Annotated in this window: 18 protein-coding genes and 1 tRNA gene; 5 read left to right on the forward strand and 14 right to left on the reverse strand. The window is 70.6% G+C overall.

What is annotated here, in order from left to right; genetic code table 11:
• Positions 1–16 precede the first annotated feature (16 nt).
• Positions 17–667: a YigZ family protein gene (locus DEI84_RS04880; RefSeq protein ID WP_110889900.1), complete on the forward strand. Its 651-nt coding sequence runs from the start codon at positions 17–19 to the stop codon at positions 665–667.
• Between the two features lie 145 nt (positions 668–812).
• On the opposite strand, the gene DEI84_RS04885 is transcribed toward DEI84_RS04880, so the two are convergent.
• A tRNA-Lys gene (locus DEI84_RS04885) sits at positions 813–888 on the reverse strand.
• 113 nt (positions 889–1,001) lie between these two features.
• Here DEI84_RS04885 and bcp point away from each other — a divergent pair.
• Positions 1,002–1,472 (forward strand): thioredoxin-dependent thiol peroxidase, encoded by a 471-nt coding sequence (bcp, locus tag DEI84_RS04890; RefSeq protein WP_110889901.1) that lies wholly within the window; start codon positions 1,002–1,004, stop codon positions 1,470–1,472.
• A gap of 101 nt (positions 1,473–1,573) precedes the next feature.
• Here the strand turns inward: bcp and DEI84_RS04895 are convergent, their stop codons facing one another.
• Positions 1,574–1,993 (reverse strand): hypothetical protein, encoded by a 420-nt coding sequence (locus DEI84_RS04895; protein WP_110889902.1) that lies wholly within the window; start codon positions 1,991–1,993, stop codon positions 1,574–1,576.
• 265 nt (positions 1,994–2,258) lie between these two features.
• Here DEI84_RS04895 and DEI84_RS04900 point away from each other — a divergent pair, with 265 nt between their 5' ends.
• Positions 2,259–2,507 (forward strand): WhiB family transcriptional regulator, encoded by a 249-nt coding sequence (locus tag DEI84_RS04900; protein ID WP_022904217.1) that lies wholly within the window; start codon positions 2,259–2,261, stop codon positions 2,505–2,507.
• Positions 2,508–3,156: 649 nt separating this feature from the next.
• Here the strand turns inward: DEI84_RS04900 and DEI84_RS04910 are convergent.
• The 4 genes from DEI84_RS04910 to DEI84_RS04925 form a co-directional block, all read right to left on the reverse strand.
• Positions 3,157–3,351: a hypothetical protein gene (locus DEI84_RS04910; protein ID WP_110889903.1), complete on the reverse strand. Its 195-nt coding sequence runs from the start codon at positions 3,349–3,351 to the stop codon at positions 3,157–3,159.
• Between the two features lie 227 nt (positions 3,352–3,578).
• The gene (locus DEI84_RS04915) at positions 3,579–4,406 is read right to left on the reverse strand and encodes a hypothetical protein (RefSeq protein WP_146236309.1); all 828 of its coding nucleotides are present in this window, start codon (positions 4,404–4,406) and stop codon (positions 3,579–3,581) included.
• 345 nt (positions 4,407–4,751) lie between these two features.
• Entirely contained in the window at positions 4,752–5,288 is a 537-nt protein-coding gene (locus DEI84_RS04920) for a GNAT family N-acetyltransferase (protein ID WP_110889905.1), read from the reverse strand.
• A gap of 20 nt (positions 5,289–5,308) precedes the next feature.
• Positions 5,309–5,710, reverse strand: coding sequence for a hypothetical protein (locus DEI84_RS04925; protein WP_110889906.1), 402 nt, complete (start codon positions 5,708–5,710; stop codon positions 5,309–5,311).
• Between the two features lie 140 nt (positions 5,711–5,850).
• Here DEI84_RS04925 and DEI84_RS04930 point away from each other — a divergent pair, with 140 nt between their 5' ends.
• The gene (locus DEI84_RS04930; RefSeq protein WP_110889907.1) at positions 5,851–6,288 is read left to right on the forward strand and encodes a hypothetical protein; all 438 of its coding nucleotides are present in this window, start codon (positions 5,851–5,853) and stop codon (positions 6,286–6,288) included.
• Between the two features lie 363 nt (positions 6,289–6,651).
• On the opposite strand, the gene DEI84_RS04940 is transcribed toward DEI84_RS04930, so the two are convergent.
• A complete protein-coding gene (locus tag DEI84_RS04940; protein WP_110889908.1) occupies positions 6,652–6,867 on the reverse strand; it encodes a hypothetical protein in 216 nt (71 codons plus the stop codon).
• Positions 6,868–6,944: 77 nt separating this feature from the next.
• Positions 6,945–8,456, reverse strand: a complete 1,512-nt coding sequence (locus tag DEI84_RS04945) for a sensor histidine kinase (RefSeq protein WP_110889909.1) — start codon at positions 8,454–8,456, stop codon at positions 6,945–6,947.
• Positions 8,457–8,573: 117 nt separating this feature from the next.
• Between DEI84_RS04945 and DEI84_RS04950 the strand changes: the two genes are divergently transcribed.
• Complete coding sequence (locus DEI84_RS04950) at positions 8,574–9,302, forward strand: Rv3235 family protein (RefSeq protein ID WP_110889910.1); 729 nt, start codon at positions 8,574–8,576, stop codon at positions 9,300–9,302.
• A 353-nt stretch (positions 9,303–9,655) separates the two neighbouring features.
• Here the strand turns inward: DEI84_RS04950 and secA are convergent, their stop codons facing one another.
• The 6 genes from secA to mtrA all read right to left on the reverse strand — a co-directional run bounded on the left by secA (position 9,656) and on the right by mtrA (position 18,497).
• Positions 9,656–12,436 carry a preprotein translocase subunit SecA gene (secA, locus tag DEI84_RS04955; protein WP_110889911.1) on the reverse strand — a complete coding sequence of 927 codons (2,781 nt, stop codon included), beginning with the start codon at positions 12,434–12,436 and terminating at the stop codon, positions 9,656–9,658.
• 157 nt (positions 12,437–12,593) lie between these two features.
• Complete coding sequence (hpf, locus tag DEI84_RS04960) at positions 12,594–13,316, reverse strand: ribosome hibernation-promoting factor, HPF/YfiA family (protein WP_258365945.1); 723 nt, start codon at positions 13,314–13,316, stop codon at positions 12,594–12,596.
• A 147-nt stretch (positions 13,317–13,463) separates the two neighbouring features.
• Complete coding sequence (locus DEI84_RS04965; protein ID WP_181420356.1) at positions 13,464–14,129, reverse strand: ComF family protein; 666 nt, start codon at positions 14,127–14,129, stop codon at positions 13,464–13,466.
• Positions 14,130–14,443: 314 nt separating this feature from the next.
• Complete coding sequence (locus DEI84_RS04970; RefSeq protein WP_110824486.1) at positions 14,444–16,153, reverse strand: GerMN domain-containing protein; 1,710 nt, start codon at positions 16,151–16,153, stop codon at positions 14,444–14,446.
• Positions 16,150–17,814, reverse strand: a complete 1,665-nt coding sequence (gene mtrB / locus DEI84_RS04975; protein ID WP_258365944.1) for an MtrAB system histidine kinase MtrB — start codon at positions 17,812–17,814, stop codon at positions 16,150–16,152. The genes DEI84_RS04970 and mtrB overlap by 4 nt, the downstream gene beginning before the upstream one ends.
• Positions 17,815–17,819: 5 nt before the next feature.
• Positions 17,820–18,497: an MtrAB system response regulator MtrA gene (gene mtrA, locus DEI84_RS04980; protein WP_110824488.1), complete on the reverse strand. Its 678-nt coding sequence runs from the start codon at positions 18,495–18,497 to the stop codon at positions 17,820–17,822.
• Positions 18,498–18,595: the final 98 nt, after the last annotated feature.

The following is an 18,595-nucleotide window of genomic DNA, read 5'->3' on the forward strand; positions in this document are numbered from 1 at the left end:
CACTACCCTCGGACGGGTGTCCCGCCGGTACCCCGCTTCCATCGCCGGCCCGGTCGAGCACGAGATCGTCGTGTCGCGCTCCCGGTTCGTCACCCTCGCGCACCCCGCCGCGGACCCGGCGGCGGCGGAGGCCGTCATCGCGGACGTCCGCCGTCGCTCGTGGGACGCCCGGCACCACTGCACCGCGATGGTCACCGGCGTCCTCGGGGACCAGGCCCGGTCCTCCGACGACGGTGAACCGTCGGGCACCGCGGGCGTCCCGATGCTCGAGGTCCTCCGTCGGCGGGACCTCACCGACGTCGTCGTGGTCGTCAGCCGGTGGTTCGGCGGCGTGAAGCTCGGTGCCGGTGGGCTGGTCCGGGCCTACTCGACCTCGGTGTCCGAGACCCTCGACCGGGCGGAGGTCGTCCGCCGCGCCGCCCGGACGCAGGTGACCGTGGCGGTCCCGCACGCCGACGCGGGACGGGTGGACAACGCCCTGCGCGCGTGGGTGCAGCGGCACGACGCCACCTCCGGCGCGACGGTCTACGGCACCGAGGCGACGTTCGAGGTGTGGGTGCCGAGCGACGGGATCGCAGCACTCCGGGCGGAGTTGGCGGCGGTGTCGTCGGGCGGGCTCGACGCGGTGGTCGGCGAGGAGCGGGTGGTGGAGCTGTCCGACGGGTGACGCAGCGCCGGCGGCTGGGCTGTCCGGTTGAGATGGTGTCCGGAAACGGGTCGGGCGTGTCGGGCACGACGGTCTCGCGAGGCACGGTGCGTGGAACGCCGGTACGACGACGAAGACCCCGACCGGATTGGTCGGGGTCTTCGGTTGGTGCACCCCCTCGGACTTGAACCGAGAACCCACTGATTAAGAGTCAGTTGCTCTGCCAATTGAGCTAGAGGTGCGTGGTGTTGCGTTGTCCTGCCGCTTCGGCGTGCGCCCCGCGACGGGAATCAACAATAGCATGACTTCTGCGTGCCGTTGACCACTCGCGGCACCGGACGAACAGGAGCCCCACTTGAGCGACCGTCTCGCCGCCGGCGACACCGCCCCCGACTTCACCCTCCCCGACCAGGACGGCACCGAGCACGCGCTCGCAGACCTCCGCGGACGGAAGGTGATCGTGTACTTCTACCCCGCGGCGTCCACCCCGGGCTGCACCACCGAGGCCTGCGACTTCCGCGACAACATGTCGTCGCTCCAGGCCGCCGGCTACGAGGTCCTCGGCGTCTCGAAGGACGAGCTGCCCGCCCTGCAGCGCTTCCACTCCGAGCAGGCCCTGAGCTTCCCGCTGCTGAGCGATCCCGACCTCGCCGTACACCGCGCGTACGGGGCATGGGGTGAGAAGAACAACTACGGCAAGATCGTCACCGGCACCATCCGGTCGACGATCGTCGTCGACGAGGAAGTCCGCGTCCAGCTGCCGCTCTACAACGTCAAGGCCACCGGCCACGTGGCGAGCCTGCGGAAGAAGCTCGGCCTGGTCTGACGGCCCACCTCCCGGCGCTGCTCGGGCCCGGTGCTGCTCGGGCCCGGCGCCGCTCGGTCCCGGCGCCGCTCAGTCCCGGCGCCGCTCAGTCCCGGCGCCGCTCAATCCCGGCGCACGAGTGCCGTGGTTACCGGCCGGCTGAGCACGAGCGTGATGCCGAGCAGCGCCGGGATGAGCAGCGCCCACCCGACGGACGCCACCCGCGACTCGCCCTGGAACGCCCCGATCGCCAGGGCGCCCTGCAGGACCTGCCAGACGACCACACCGCTGCGCACCCAGGCGCGGCCGCGGCGGAGTCCGGCCACCATCGCGCCGAGCCACACGGTCGCGAGCACCGCGAGGACGAGCAGGGCGATCCCGGACGCGATGCCCTCTGCCGGGGTCGTGAGGAGTTCGACGAGCAGGAAGACCGTCACGGCGGCCATCGCGAGGAACTCGAGCCCGACGACGGCGACGAGCACGAGGAGTGCAGCGGGCCGCCTCCGGGGGACGAGTTCGTCGTCCGTGGTGGTGTCAGGCACAGCGATCCTCCAGCAGTGAAACCCTTGATTTGGCCATACCAGTATGGAACGATGTCCGAGGTCGTTTGGACGGCACGATGTGGTGTACGTCTCCCGTGGTTCGACGCTCCTCCCCCGAGCGTTCCGCGGGCGTCGAACTCTCCCCGCGCGGGCTCCTCCCCCACAGGAAGCCTCCCGTACGTCACATGAGCATGTGCAGAGTCCCGATCCCCCGAGTCACGGCCGCGGCCTGCCGTTCGAGCATCTACCGCAAGGAGCACCACACATGGACTGGCGTGACCAGGCTGCCTGCCTCACCGCAGACCCCGAGCTCTTCTTCCCCGTCGGGAACACCGGCCCGGCCGTCGACCAGATCGAGAAGGCCAAGTCGGTCTGCGCTCGGTGCACCGTGACCGAGATGTGCCTGCAGTACGCCCTCGAGAACAACCAGGACTCCGGTGTCTGGGGCGGCCTCAGCGAGGACGAGCGTCGCGCGCTCAAGCGCCGCGCCGCCCGCGCCCGCCGCGCCTCCTGACCGCGCGCACCTGACAGGAGAGCCCGCCACCCCTCGGGGTGGCGGGCTCTCCTGCGTCCGGCCCGTGACACTGTGCCGCAGGGGCACCGCGGGACGCCTGGAGGCCCGCACCTCGTTGTCGGCTGCCGACCAGTCTGTCCCGACCCGCGCTGCGAAGCACCCGCCACAACGCCGATGTCCGGCACCGCTGCCAGATCACTTGCCCTGACGTGAGCAGCGTCCCGGTAGACGACGGTCGACCGAGCGATCTGCAAGGCTCGGGTCATGTCGTGGCCACAGGCTGATCCCCTGGATTCGGATCGTCTCGCCCTGGAACCGCTTGCCGTCGAACACGCAAGCGAGATGGTCACCACCCTGGCTCCACCAGAGCTCTACCTCTTCACCGGCGGCGAGCCACCGACCCTGGACCAACTGGGCGCACGGTACGGCCGCCAGTCCATCCACCGTCGTGACTTGGTTGCGCTCGGTCGACGTGCGGCACATCAGGGCTTCCATTCATCCCGACCACACAGCTTCCGAGCACGTCGCGCGCCGGACCGGGCTTGCACCCACGACCGCTGTCATCGACGGCGAAGTTCTCTGGGAGGTCTTCTTGCCTCCGGCCGCTGAGCACTGTCCCGTCCGATGGACGATCGGCGAGTGAGCCGCCTCACCGTCGGCGTAGCCCTCGGATGAGCAGCGCGGTGGACACCAGCATCACTCCCGAAAGCAGCAGAGTGCCGCCGAGGATGGCTACCGGTGTACTCCCGGCGCTGACAAGCACGAACACACCGATGATGGCGAGTGGGGCACCGATGAGCAGGCCCACGAGGTCGGCGGCTCCCTGCTGTTGCGGGTTGTTCACAGGGTCAAGCTATCGGCGGGCGACAAGGGGCATGCAATCCCAGAGTTCCGTCCCGATGGCCGTTGGACCACCGAACGCTGGCTCGGTCGCTCTTGATCGTTCCGGTGGGGAATCGGCTGACGGGACGGTGTACTACTCGGACCTCAGACCACACGGAAGCCGGATTCGACGGCGACAGGTGCAGGTGAATGTGCGGCCGCTGGTTGAGCGTGCAGTCATGCCTCCGACTAGGGCTTCGCCCCGTTCCCGAACGACCCGTGCAGCGTCGTCCCGGCGAACACGGTTCCGTCAACAACACCGTGTACCCGCGCGAGCGTGGCGTCGTCCGCCGGGGAGACCCCGATCGTCAGCGAGCCGTAGTCGATGCGCATCGTCTGCGGAATGCTCGCCTCGACTCCGGTCACGCCTGGAGTGGCCGCGAGCGTGGCCGATCCGGACGCGACACCGAGGGCGGTTTCGTCAGGGATCCGCTGGTCGAACGTGCCCGAGTAGGTGACGGTGGAGAGAACGTGTCCCGGCCCCTCCGGCACCTGCAGCGTGAGGGTGACACCGGTCCAGGCAATCCGCTCCGCCATCGCGACCGGAACCGCGGACGCTTCCGACGGGGTTGCGTCCGGGTCCATCGTGACCACGAAGGCGCTCGAGAACGAGTGCGTCTCGGTCGCACCGACTGGGGGTGTGGGACGAGCCGAGGGCGTGGGTACCGGCGGGAGCGTGGGATCGTCCGGGGAGACACCGCCCATCGGCGGCGGTGCGGCCGGGCCGGCATCGCGGTTGTCCCATGCCTCGAGGCCAGGGGGCGTGACGTCTGTTCCGTCGGCGGCGGTGTAGCGCTGGTGCAGCTCGATCCGGTTCGTCGCGCTCGCGACGCCGGGGCTCGCCCGCACGGTGCGGAGCGCGTCGTCGAGCGTGGACGCGACCTGCGGGTCCAGCTGCGGGACCGCCGCCGCCGTCGTGGCGGAGGAGGCTGTGCCTCCCGGCCCGACTGTGCACCCCGTGACCGAGACGAGCGTGATCACGAGGGCTGCGGTGACGGCGGCGGTTCGCTGGAGCACCTTCCGACCGTACGGGCACAGACGACCCGACGCATCGACCATTCGGCGTAGGTCGTGTGGGTCGCGTAGGTCGCGTAGGACGGCGCCTGGCCGGACACAACCAAGTCCGGCCAGGCACCGTCTGGGCGCTTCTCAGCGGAGCGTGACCGCCCGATGGGCGATCCGTCAGCGGGGCGGCGGAGCTGACTCGCAGCGCGGATTGCACCGCGAGATGCCGGAATCGTTTCCTCGCTCTCTGCGAACAGCTCGGCCATGCTGCGGGGCCGCTGGTCATCCATGGGACCGGGCTACGTCGCCTCTGTCCTCGCGAAGCCACCACTCGTCCCGGTAGCCGATCCGTCAGTGCTACAGCTCGGTAGGCTCTGCGCCCGTCGAGATCCAGAAACGTTGGAACACTCGCCCGGCGGCGTCGGTGACCTCGCTTTCGAATCGACCCCCGTTGCCCTCGATCACGCGGCGGGACCCGAGGTTCTGCGCGTCACAGGTGACCAGCACTTCTGCCAGACCACGATGATGAGCGATACGGAGGACGCCCTGGAGTGCGCGAGTTGCAAGTCCTCGGCGTCGGGCACTCGGGCGAACGCTGTAGCCGATGTGGCCGCCGTAAGAGCGAAGGAAGTCGTTGAGCTCGTGACGGAGCGCGATGCTTCCCAGGTACTCGTCGTCCTGGACCATCCAGTAGTAGCTGCACGTGACGAACCCGTCGCCCGCGGGGACGCCTTCCTCGGTGCGCAGTTGCATCACCCATTGAGCGAATCCGCCTTCGGTCGCCAACAGGGCTGCGTCACGGATGCCGGCACCGTCCTGGTGCGCGCCATCCCACTCGAGCATGGACTGCTGGAACGATCTGAAGAGCCGTTCGGACGGCCGCTCGAGTTGCATTCGGTGATCCTAGAGCCGTTTCAGCAGCCGATCGTCGAACGGTCGCCGCAGCGCAGCTCTGTCAGCAGCGCGTTCAACTCGTCACTCCACACGTCGAACGTGCGTTGGTAGACCAGATGATGCTGATAGGTACGGACGAGGTACTTGCCCTCGTCGCTGCGCATCTGAATCGAGATGCTGCTACCCGTCGCACTGTCGGCAACATGCCAAGTCAGCCGCATCGGCAGCTTGCGTAATCCTCGTCGCGTGGTGCCCCACATTCGGTACGTGAACCGCGAGCCCAGATCGACAGCACCCTCCGTCGTCGCTTCAACGGGGCTGCCGCTCTTCTCGGCTAGCCAACCGGCGATGACTTGCACTGCGCGCTCTGAGGACTTGGGGCTCTCGAGCGTGACTTCACGGGTCTCGGCAAGATCGATCATGTGACAGTCCTACAGGGCAGCCCCCTGACCCGATCAGCGGTCGCCGCGCAAACCAGGACCCACCCTCCGCGACGAGAGGTCGGGCGACCCCGATCCCCGAGACTCGGGGGAGATGGGTCGGGTTCGGCTAGGTTCCACTCGTGGGGATGAGGCGGCGAACGCGCATCGTGCTGGTTGCATCGATCGCGATGCTGACGATCGTCGGAGCCGCTGTCGGGGTGCGTGTCTGGTACGACACGAATCAGCGTGAGAAGACAGACGCGGCCTTCACCGCGATGCGCGTCGTTGATCAGCGCATCGATCTTCGGAGCGTCATTCCGGATGCGAGACGCACCGAGACCGGTGTCGCGGTCAGGCCCCTGGGCGCGGGCCCGGGTCCATCCATCGACTACGCGTTCGACGCAGCGGCGACGCCAGACTGGAAGGCGCGGGTCGGCAAGCGGATGGAGGCCGCCGGATTCGGCGAGAACGGGGAGCCCTGGTTCACTCAGGTGGGCGACGAACCCGTGTCCGTGACGATGTCCGGTGCGACCGCCGGAGGCGGCGGATCAGTCTACTTGGTGATATCCACGTCGTGAGATGGAGCGCTGACCCCTGGCCGTGATCGGGCCCACGTACGCGCGTGGCGGATGCGTCGCCGGAGAGCTTGCAAGCCTCGCCGAGATGTCGCGCACCGATTCGCGGAGCGGTTCCGCACGGTCTCTGGCAGCACGCCATCGTCCTACCTGACGCACTGGCGATGGTCCTCGCTCAGCGCGCACTCCGCGACCCTGACGTCCGCGTGATGGCTCTCGCCACCGACCTCGGCTACGGCTCGGAAAGCGCATTCAGCAGTGCCTTCGAACGCCAGATCGGCCGATCGCCTCTCCATCACCGCCGCCAGACGACGGCGTCTCCGTAGCCGATCTTGCTGCCGGACTCACGCCGGTGCCGTACCGCTTTCAGCCGAGCAGTAGTCCGAAACCGAGAAGGAAGGCGAACGGCGACAGGACGAAGAGGAAGACGACGAGGGCGATGGTCGCGGCCGTCACCGTGGCGACGCTCCCAGTGACGAGGGACAGGAGGCTGGCGAGGCCGACCGCTCGCCTCACGTCGCCGCCGGTTGCGACGGTGGTGGTCGCCTCCTCGAGGAGGTCGCGCATCGGGTCGTCGGTCATGGTGCAAGAGTACGGAGAGGATGACGTACGGTCGACCGGGTGCGGGCCTCCAGGCCGTCGCGGACGACCGCGAGTGGTCAGGCGGTCGCTGCCGGTGCCGCCGTGAGCCAGCGGAACGGGATCGAGATGGTCACCTCGGTGCCGCTGCCCGTGAGGGTGTGCCAGTCGATCGTGCCGCCGAGTTCGCCCTGGATGAGGGTGCGGACGATCTGCGTCCCGAGCCCCGACCCGACCTTGCCCTCCGGCAGGCCGACGCCGTTGTCGCGGACCTGGATCTCGATGTGGTCGTCGTGCCGGTTCGCCACGATCTCGACCTCGCCGTCGCGCCCGTCGAGCCCGTGCTCCACGGCGTTGGTGACGAGTTCGGTGAGACCGAGCGCGAGCGGGGTCGCGGCCTCGGACGGCAGCACACCGAACTCCCCCGTCTTCTTCGGGTGCACGGTCGTGTTGTGCGACGCCGCGACCTCGGTCACGAGCTTGAGGACCGAGTCGAACACCTCGTCGAAGTCGACGGTCTGGCTGAGCCCCGTCGACAGGGTGTCGTGCACGACGGCGATGGCGGCCACGCGCCGCATCGCGTTCTGCAGGGAGGTCCGCGCCTCGTCCGAGTGCGTGCGCCGGGCCTGGATCCGCAGGAGGGACGCCACCGTCTGCAGGTTGTTCTTGACGCGGTGGTGGATCTCACGGATCGTCGCGTCCTTGGTGATGAGCTCGCGCTCCTGGTGCCGCATCTCGGTGACGTCGCGGCAGAGGACGACGGCGCCGATGCGGTCACCGTGGTCGCGGAGCGGGATCGACCGGAGGGTCACGGTGACACCCTTCGCCTCGATGTCCGCCCGCCACGGAGCGCGGCCGGTGACCACGAGCGGCAGGGACTCGTCGACGTCGAGCTGCGCACCGAGCAGCTCCGTCGTGACCTCGGCCAGGGACTTGCGCTCGAGTTCGCCCTCGAAGCCCATCCGGTTGAACGCGCTGAGACCGTTCGGGCTCGCGAACGTGACCACGCCGTCGGTGTCGAGGCGGAGGAGACCGTCACTGGCTCGCGGCGCACCACGGCGGGGGCCAGCGGGTGCGCCGAGGTCCGGGAAGTCGCCGGTGGCGATCATGCCGAACAGGTCGTTCGCGCTCGCGGTGAAGTTGAGCTCCTGACGGCTCGGCGTGCGCGACTCGTCCTGGTTGGAGTGGCGGGTCACGACGGCGATCGGCCGCTCGGTGGTCTCGGCGCTCTTCGCGGTCAGGCGTCGGAGCACCGGGATGGCGCGGACGCGGGTCGGGGTGTCCTCGTACCAGTCGGGCTCGGCCGAGTCGACGACGCGGCTCCCGGTGAAGCTCTGGGTGACCTGGTCGCGCCACTCCTCGCGGATCTCCTGCCCGACGATGTCGCGGTAGAACAGCGTCGCCGCCGAGGACGGCCGGGCGTGGGCGACGGCCACGAATGACGACCCGTCGGCGGTCGGCACCCAGAGGACCATGTCGGCGAAGGACAGGTCGGCCAGCAGCTGCCAGTCGCCGACGAGCAGGTGCAGCCATTCCACGTCGGCTTCGGAGGAACGGCCTTGTGCGAGGACGAGGTCACTGAGGGTCGACACCAGCCAAGTCTAGGTCCGCCGCTGTGTGGAGACGGCGCACTCTCCACAGGCAACACCGCTCTGCGAAATGTGATGTTGCACGGCCCATACGCTCAGCCCTGGAGAAAGGGGGCCGGGGTGACGGACACGGCGCAACGGATCGACGAGGAGCCGGTCGGGAGGTACGACCAGACCGAGGAGGACCGGAGGGACCGCCATCGCGCCGAGGACGACGGGACGGGCGGCACCCACGCCGTGCCCTCCTCCTCCTCGAGCGTCGTCCGCACGGTCGACCCCGGGGTGGACGTCGACACGGACGGGACCGGCGCGGCCGTCGGCACGGCCGGGACCGGGGCGGTACTGAGTCCGTCCGTGACCGGAGCGGCCCTCGGTGCGTCCGGGACCGGAGCGGCCCTGGATCCGTCCGGAACCGCGGCGGTCCTGGATCCGTCCGGGACCGGGGCTGCGCCGGGCGCGAACGAGACGCATGCGGCTGTCGGTGCGGGTGGCGGCGGCGCGGGCACGGACCTCCCGGACGCCGGCGAGACGGCGCGGTCCCTCGCCCTGTGCGTCGCCGAGATCCTCACCGGCGCCCGGGAGGTCGACACCATCTCGCGGTGGATCACCGACGAGGTGCACCGACACCTGCAGCACCGGGCGGCGGTCGCGGCGCGTGCCCGGTCAGTGTCCCGCCACGCACGACAGCGTGCGGTCATCAGGGTCGGCGGCGTCGTGCTCGACGGGCCCCGGGACGGCGTCGCCGAGGCGGCCGTGGTCGTCCACACCCGGAGTCGCGCCCGGGCGGTCGCCATCCGGCTCGAGGTCCGCAACGGTCGCTGGCGGGCGACCGCGATCGGGGTGCTCTGAGTGCGCGGAGCCGGGCGCGTCGAGCAGGGTCGACGTCGATCTCCGTGCCGGGCCCGACGCCGCTGCCGGTCCCCGACGCCGGTGCAGGTCTCCGACGCCGGTCCCGGTCCCGACGCCGCTGCCGGTCGCCGACGCCGGTCCCGGTCCGGACGCCGCTGCCGGTCCCCGACGCCGGTCCCGGGCCCGATCCCGCTCCCCGCTCCCCGCTCCCGGTGCCGGTCCCACGCCCGGCGCCGGTCCGGGTGTCGGCCGCCCTGCCGGTGCCGGTGCAGGCGCTGGCGCCGGCCCCGGGAAGACGGACGGGAGGCCCGGTACCAGCTGGTACCGGGCCTCCCGTCGTGTCGTACGGGCCGTCAGCCCTTCTTGGCGGCCGCCCGGCGCTCGGCGCGGTTGTTCGCGTCAGCCTGCCCGGTGGCGGTCGCGGCGGAGCCGAAGGCCGAACCCCGCTCGGGGGCCGCCGCTTCCTGCTCGGCCTGCTCGCGCTGGGCCCGCGCTGTCGCTGCCTGCTCGAGGCGGCCGGCCTCGTCGCGGACCTCGACCTCGCCGTCGATGGACGGCGCCGAGTACTCGAGTCCGGCGTTCTCACCCTCCTCGCCGAGGCCCTTCGCCTCGATGACGGCGCTGTCGCCGTCCGACTGGACCTGCACCTCGAGGTTGAAGAGGAACCCGACCGACTCCTCGCGGATCTGGCCCATCATCGTCTGGAACAGCGCGTAGCCCTCGCGCTGGTACTCGACGAGCGGGTCACGCTGCGCCATCGCGCGGAGGCCGATGCCGTCCTTGAGGTAGTCCATCTCGTACAGGTGGTCCCGCCAGCGGCGGTCGATCACCGAGAGGACGACGCGACGCTCGAGCTCGCGCATCGCCTCTTCGCCGAGGGTCTCCTCGCGCTTCTGGTAGGCGAGCTGGGCGTCGGACAGGATCTCCCGCGCGAGGAAGTCCCGCGTGGCCTTGCCCTTCGAACCGGCCTCGGTGATGACCTCGTCGATGGTGATCGAGATCGGGAACAACGTGCCGAGCTCGGTCCACATGGCGTCGAGGTCCCAGTCGTCCGGGGAACCCTCGCCGGTGTGGGTGTCGATGACGTCGTCCACGACGCTCTTCAGGAACGACTGCGCGCGCTCGTGCAGGTCATCGCCCTCGAGGATGTGGCGGCGGTCGCTGTAGATGGCCTCGCGCTGGCGGTTCAGGACGTCGTCGTACTTCAGGACGTTCTTGCGGATCTCGGCGTTGCGGCCCTCGACCTGCGCCTGTGCGGAGCGGATCGCCCGCCCGACGAGCTTGTTCTCGATCGCCAGGTCGTCCGGCACGTTGCCGCGGCCCATGAGGCTCTCGGCGGCACCGGAATTGAACAGCCGCATGAGGTCGTCGGTCAGCGACAGGTAGAAGCGGCTCTCGCCGGGGTCGCCCTGACGACCGGATCGACCACGCAGCTGGTTGTCGATGCGGCGGGACTCGTGCCGCTCGGTCCCGAGGACGTACAGACCGCCGGCTTCCCGGACCTTCTCGCTCTCCTCCTCGACGGTGGCCTTCATCGCCGAGAAGACCTTGTCCCACTCGGCTTCGTACTCCTCCGGCGTCTCCGTCGGCGACAGGCCCTTCGCGTGCATCTCCTGCACCGCGAGGAACTCGGCGTTGCCACCGAGCATGATGTCGGTTCCACGACCGGCCATGTTCGTCGCGACCGTGACGGCGCCGGCGCGACCGGCCTGGGCGACGATCGCGGCTTCACGCGCGTGGTTCTTCGCGTTGAGGACCTCGTGCTTCACGCCCTTCTTGGCGAGGAGCTTCGACAGGTACTCGGACTTCTCGACGCTCGTGGTACCGACCAGGACCGGCTGGCCCTTCTGGTGACGCTCCTCGATGTCGTTCGCGACCTGCTCGAACTTGGCCTGCTCGTTCTTGTACACGAGGTCGGTCTGGTCGATGCGCTGCATCGGGCGGTTCGTCGGGATCGGGACCACGCCGAGCTTGTACGTGGACATGAACTCCGCCGCCTCGGTCTCGGCGGTACCGGTCATGCCGGAGAGCTTCTGGTACAGGCGGAAGTAGTTCTGCAGGGTGATCGTGGCGAGCGTCTGGTTCTCGGCCTTGACCTCGACGCCCTCCTTGGCCTCGATCGCCTGGTGGATGCCCTCGTTGTAGCGGCGGCCCATCAGGATGCGGCCGGTGTGCTCGTCGACGATGAGGACTTCGCCGTTCATCACGACGTAGTCCTTGTCGCGCTTGAACAGGGCGACGGCCTTGATGGAGTTGTTCAGGAAGGAGATCAGCGGGGTGTTCGCCGACTCGTACAGGTTGTCGATGCCGAGGTAGTCCTCGACCTTCTCGATGCCGGGCTCGAGCACGCCGACGGTGCGCTTCTTCTCGTCGACCTCGTAGTCCTCGCCCGGGGTGAGCCGCGTGGCGATGGCGGCGAACTCGGTGAACCAGCGGTTCGCCTCACCCGACGACGGGCCGGAGATGATGAGCGGCGTCCGGGCCTCGTCGATGAGGATCGAGTCGACCTCGTCCACGATGGCGAAGAAGTGGCCGCGCTGGACCATGTCGGACGCCTGCCACGCCATGTTGTCGCGCAGGTAGTCGAAGCCGAACTCGTTGTTCGTGCCGTAGGTGATGTCGGCGGCGTACTGCTCGCGGCGCTCGGCCGGCGACTGGCCCGCGACGATGCAGCCCGTGGTCATGCCGAGGGCGCGGAAGACGCGGCCCATGAGCTCCGACTGGTACGACGCGAGGAAGTCGTTGACCGTGATGACGTGCACGCCGCGCGACGGGATGGCGTTCAGGTACGCCGCGGTCGTCGCGACGAGGGTCTTGCCCTCACCGGTCTTCATCTCGGCGATGTTGCCGAGGTGGAGCGCCGCGCCGCCCATCAGCTGCACGTCGAAGTGCCGCATGCCCAGGGTCCGCTTGGAGGCCTCGCGCACGGCGGCGAACGCCTCGGGCAGGAGGTCGTCGAGGGTCTCGCCGTTGGCGTACCGCTCGCGGAGCTCGGTCGTCTCCTCGAGGAGTTCCTCGTCCGTCAGACTCGCGAAGTCGTCCTCGAGGTCGTTGATCGCCGAGGCGTACGCCTTCAGCCGACGGAGGGTCCGTCCTTCACCGATGCGGAGGACCTTCTCCAGCACGTTTGCCACGTGAGCTCCTTACGAAGTCGTCGTGCGCGGTCCGCGCGCCCGATCAGCCAGTCATGCTAGCAACCCGCCGCAGCCCGGCGCTGGGAGCAGGACGAGTGCACGCCGGACAGCACGAGTGCGCACGGTCCGACCGGACCGTGCGCACTCGGGATCGGTGTTACGCGTTCGCGGAGGTCGTCTCCTCGACCAGGACGTGCTCGCTCCCCCGGGCGTCGGCGCCCGGGTTCTCGTCGATGCCGATGACGCCGTAGTCCCAGCCCTTGCGGCGGTAGACCACGCTCGGCCGGTGGGTCTCGGAGTCGACGAACAGGTAGAAGTCGTGTCCGACGAGCTCCATGTGGTACAGCGCGTCGTCGACCGTCATCGGGGCGGCCTCGAACACCTTCTGACGGATGACGACGGGCGAGTACGCCTGGTCGTCGTCCTCGTGGTCCGCTGCCTGGTCGACGTCGACCACGGGAACGGCGCCCGTGGCGACCTCCTCGATGAGCTTGCCGTCGGCGGGCTCGACCCCCATGCCCTCGAAGCCGGCACCGGCGGCCTCGGCGACGGACGTCGGGCGGTGGCGCCCGCGGTGCACCTTCTTGCGGTCCCGAGCCCGGCGCAGGCGCTCGGCGATGCGCGCGAAGGCCAGGTCGAATGCCGCGTACTTGTCCGACGCGGCGGACTCGGCCCGGACGAGCGGTCCGGGTCCGATGATGGTCAGCTCGACGCGGTCCTCGCCCTGCGCCCCGCTGCTCTTCTCGTGGTGCCGACTCAACCGCACCTCGAACGCGAGGGCCCGGTCGGCGAGGGCGTCGATCTTCTCGGACTTCTGCTCCACGTAGGTCCGGAATCGGTCGGTCACTCCGACGTTCCGGCCCGTGATCGTCACGTCCATGGCGGCTCCCATCCACTTTCGGCGGTTCGCCTCCGTCCGGCGAACACCAGCGCCTTGCCGCGAGGCTAGACCCTGCCGCCCGAGCGGGTGCTCGCATCGGGCGGTCGGGCGGGGACACCCACCGGATGCCCAGGGGACACTCGGCGTTCACACCTCGACGCTCGCAACCGCGACGCACCGGGCCACACGTCCGCCCGCGGCCCGCACTGCTCGGACCGCCTCGGCCATGGTCACCCCGGTCGTCACGACGTCGTCCACCACGACGACGTCCCGCCCGGCGACGAGCGCGGGGGCACTGAGGGTGCCGACCGTGGCGGCGACGCGCTCGATGCCGGTGCGCTCCTTCTGCCCGGCACCGCCCCCGTGCGGGTCGGCACCCCCGCGCCCGGACGCCGCCCGGTCCACGCCCGGCAGCGCCGCCGCGACGGCGACCCGTCGGAGGGCGGGGGCTCGCCGCACGCCCGCGCGGCGGAGCACCGTCACCACGGGGTCGAACCCACGACGGCGGTGCCCGCGCGCCGACGGGGGCACCCGCAGGACGACCGCGCCCGGCGCCGCGGCGAGCGCCGACCGCACCAGGTCGGCCGTCCGGTCCGTCAGGGGTGCGACGACGTCCACCCGGCCGCGCAGCTTCCACTCGAGCACGAGCGTCCGTACGAGTCCCTCGTACTCGTACGCCGCGTCGAGTCGGACCCCCGCGACGAGCCGGGTCCGTCCGGGGAGGGCCGCGAACGTCCCCCGGCAGGTGTGGCACAGCGCCCGGTCGGGCGCACCGCACCCGACGCAGTCGACGGGCAGGAGCACGGCGAGCACCGCGCTGACGGCGTCACGCCATGGACGGTCCGCGCCGGGGACACGACCGGGGACACGACCGGCGACCGGACCGGGCTCGGCCGGATCCGGGGCGGAGGCACGGCCGACGTCAGGAGCAGGCGCGGGCCCGGGCACGGGCCCAGGTCCAGGTCCAGGTCCAGGTCCAGGTCCAGGTCCAGGAGCGTGCGGTACCACGGACGGCAGCTGTGTGGACGACATGACCCGATGCTCGCCCGGCGGAGCCCCGTCCGGGTGCGCCGCCCGGCGAACTGTGGACGGGCCTCCCGGCCGGCCCCGCCGTGACGGGGAGGCGCTCAGCGCTGGATGCCGAGGACCTCGGCGTCGACGCCGGTGGTGTCCCACCCTCCGCCGGTCGACTGCAGCACCGACCCGTCGGTCATCCGGAGCAGCAGCGCACCACCGCTCCCCCCGGCGATGGTCGTCGCCGTGCCGCCGGGCTTCGCGAGCGTCTCCGGCTGGCCGCCGACGGTCGTCCGGACGACGCTCGCCCCCGTGCTCGTCCGACCGACGGACGCGACGTCGAGTTCGTCCACCCAGGTCGCGCTCACCGGGTCGCCAGCCGCGGCCTGGACGCGCACCGGCGGACCGAGGGACGTCGGGGCGCGGTCCGAACCCCTCGTGATCGCGACCACGTACAGGGCAGCACCGTCGTCGGTGTCGAGGAGCGCGAGCGCACGGGTGGAGTCACGGGAGACCTGGAAGGACACGAGCTCCCCCTCCGGCAGGGTCGAGGTGACCTGGTGCGGGTCGCCGCCGGTGCCGTACGCCGTGATCGACCGGGCGTCGGAGCGCTCCGCCACCCACACGAACCCCTGGTCGTCGATCGACGGGGGCACGAGGTCGTCCCGGGTGTCGACCCGGAGCGGGTCCTTGCCGCTGCGCACGACGAACACGCCGTCGCGGTTGCCGACCGCGGCGAGGGTGCCCGAGGCGGACAGCGCGAGCGACCGCGGGTCGAGCGCGGCGATCCGGCCGCTCATCCCGCCGCCGAGGCCGGTGACGTCCCCCGTGCTCGGCGTCGCGAAGCCGGCGGCGCCGTCCTGCACGACCAGGGGCCTCGCGTCGACGTCGGGGTTCCGCTGGGCACTCGTGCCGCTCGAGTCCGGCAGGGGCACGGGCACGCTCTCGACGGTGAGGTCGACGGAGGAGACGGTCGCGATGGAGGACAGCGAGTCGGTGAGCTGCTCCCGCATCCGGACCTTGTCGACGGTGGTCGCGCGCAGCGCCTCGCTCGACAGGTCGACCTGGGCGCTGCCGCTCTCGATCGTCACCGCGTTGAGCGAGAGCTGTGTGCCCTCGGGGAAGGACGAGACCACGGTGCCCTCGAGCCACTCGGCGGGGCCGGCGAGGAGCGCGCTGACGATCCGCGTGCTCGTCGAGGACCGGGCGAGGAACCACCGCTCGTCCGGCACGAGGTACCGGTACGTCGGGTCGTAGAAGTAGAGCGCGTGCGGCTGGAACACCGAGACGAAGTTGATCGGGGACAGGATGATGCCGTCGGGGGCGTAGGCGATCCGCCACTCACCGTCCTCCCGCGTGAACTGGAACGTCAACGTTGACGAGGTCGGGCGGACCGCCTGGGTGTACTCGCCGTCCGCGTCGACCGAGGCGCTCGCGCTGAGCGTGTAGGTGAGCTCACGCGTCCCGACCCGCTCGACCTGCCCGTCACCCTGCCGGATCGTCACGCCCTGGCGCGGGTTCCACTTCTGCGAGAAGCCGGCGCTGAGGAACTCCCGGGCGACGGCGTAGTCGTTCTGGGCGCCGGTCGCGGCGTCGATGAACTGGGTGAGCAGCTCGGTCTGGTCGGATCCGGCCTCGGGGCCGGAGGGGCGGTAGTCCACGCCGCCGGACTGCGACTCGTCCGTGATCGACCGCCCCGCGCGGACCGGCCCCTCCTCGGGGATCGCGGCGCACGCCGAGACGGCGAGGAGCGTCACGGCCGCGAGCGCCGTCGCGAGCAGGCGTCGGAGTCGCCGGGCTCCGGGTCGAGCGGTCCTGGTCATGGTCGGTCCTCCGGTGCGGTGGGTCCGTCGTACGACTCGTCGAGTGCGGGCAGCGGGATGGCCGAGGTCGCCGGAGCCTCGTCGGTACGGCGCGGCAGGACGAGCACGAACGCCGATCCCTCACCCGGGCGGGACCAGACGTCGATGCGGCCGCCGTGCAGCTGCGCGTCGCCCAGGCTGATGGCGAGCCCCAGCCCCGTGCCGCCGATGGTGCGTTTGCGGCTGGGGTCGGCCCGCCAGAACCGGTCGAACACCCGGGCGGTGTCCTCGGGCGGCATCCCGACGCCGCGGTCCCGGACCGCGATCGCGACGGAGCGCGAGTCGCTGTCGACCACGACGTCGACCGGGCGGCCGTCACCGTGCTCGACCGCGTTGCCGACGAGGTTGCGGAGCACCCGACGGATCCGGCGGCCGTCGAGCTGCATCGGCGTGTGCCCGCCGGGGCTGGCGAAGCGGAGTTCGATGCCGACCCGTTCGGCGAGCGGACGGAACTCGTCGACGATGTCGGCCGTGAGCGCGGCCGGGACGACCGGCTCGGTCTCGAGCTCGACGGCCTGGGCGTCGTACCGCGAGATCTCGAGGAGGTCGGCGAGCAACAGCTCGAACCGGTCGACCTGGGCGTGCAGCAGCTCCGCGGAGCGGGCGGCGGCGGGTTCGAAGGCGTGCCGGGCGTCGTAGAGCAGGTCCCCGGCGAGGCGGATGGTGGTGAGCGGGGTACGCAGTTCGTGGGAGACGTCCGACACGAAGCGCTGCTGCACGCGGGAGAGTTCGGCGAGCTGGGTGATCTGCCGGCTCACCGCGTCCGCCATGTCGTTGAAGCTCCGGGCGAGGGTGGCGATGTCGTCCTCGCCCCGGACCGGGATGCGTTCGTCGAGGCGTCCCGCGGCGATCTTCCGACTCGTCTCGGCGGCACCGCGGATCGGCAGGACGACGAGCCGCACCACGAGGGACGTGACGAGGGCGATGAGGACGATGAGCGCGACACCGCCGATGGACAGCGTCTGCGACACGAAGTCCAGGGTCTGCTGCGCGTCGGACAGGTCGTAGACCAGGTACAGCTCGTACTGGCCGGCGCTCGGGATCTGCAGCGTGGACCCGACGGCGAGACCGGGGCCGCGTCCGTCCGGACCGTCGAGCCGCACCGGTTGCAGACTGAGTTCGCCGGTGTCCGCGGCGACCCGCTTCCGGAGTTCGTCCGTGATGACGGCGTCGGGGAACCGGGTGCTCGCGACGTTCTGCAGGATCTGCGGGGTCGGTTCGCCGGGTGTCCGCTCGATCGCGATGCTCGTGCCGCCCGGGCTCGTCGTGTTCGAGAGGATCGCGTTCTGCGCTTCGCTCTGCAGGGACTCGAGTTCGGTCTGGTTGTTGTCCTCGGCCGCGGTGGCGGCGTCGAAGATCCCCTGCGCGACGATGGTGGCGCGCGCCGACTCGGCCTCGATCTGGTCGCGACGCTGCGCGTACACGTTGTTCGAGATGCTGACCATGACGGCGGTGCCGATGACCGCGACGGCCAGACCGGTGGTCGCCACGGTGATCGCGACGGACCGGACCATGAGTGAGCGGCGCCACAGGTAGGCGATCCCGCGCCAGACGCGGCGGAGCCAGTACCGGGCCCGCCGGCGCACCCGGCGGAGCGGCACCGGGACCGACGTCGACGGCACGGCCGTCAGCTCTGCGCGCCGGCCCGGTACCCGACGCCGCGGACGGTGGTCACGATGCGCGGGTTGTCCGGGTCGTGCTCGATCTTCGCGCGGAGGCGCTGCACGTGCACGTTCACGAGCCGGGTGTCCGCCTTGTAGTGGTAGCCCCAGACCTGCTCGAGGAGCATCTCGCGGGTGAACACCTGGCTGGGCTTCTCGGCGAGGGCACGGAGCAGGTCGAACTCGAGCGGGGTGAGCGCGATGGGCCGGTCTCCGCGGCGGACCTCGTGTCCGGGGACGTCCACGACGAGGTCACCGACGTGCAGGACGGTCGCGTCCGACGCGGACGGCCGGAGCCGGGTGCGGATGCGCGCGACGAGCTCCTTCGGGTTGAACGGCTTCACGACGTAGTCGTCGGCACCGTTCTCGAGCCCCGCGACGACGTCGGCGGTGTCGCCCTTCGCGGTGAGCATGATGATCGGCGTGCCGCTCTCGGCGCGGATCCGGCGGCACACCTCGATGCCGTCGATGCCCGGCAGCATGACGTCGAGCAGCACGAGGTCGGGCTTCGTGGCGTGGAACGCGTCCACGGCGTCGTTGCCGTCGGCGCTGAAGTCGGCCTCGTAGCCCTCCGAGCGGAGGACGATGCCGATCATCTCGGCGAGGGCATGGTCGTCGTCGACGACGAGGATGCGCGGTGTCATGGGATCGGGACTCCGAGGGGCAGGGCGGGGGTGCCCGGGGACGGGCACGCTCCGCTCACGATAGCCGAGCCCTCATCGGCGCACGTTTTCCGACAGGA

The sequence above is a fragment of the Curtobacterium sp. MCBD17_023 genome (genome assembly GCF_003224415.1).
Taxonomy (GTDB): Bacteria; Actinomycetota; Actinomycetes; order Actinomycetales; family Microbacteriaceae; genus Curtobacterium.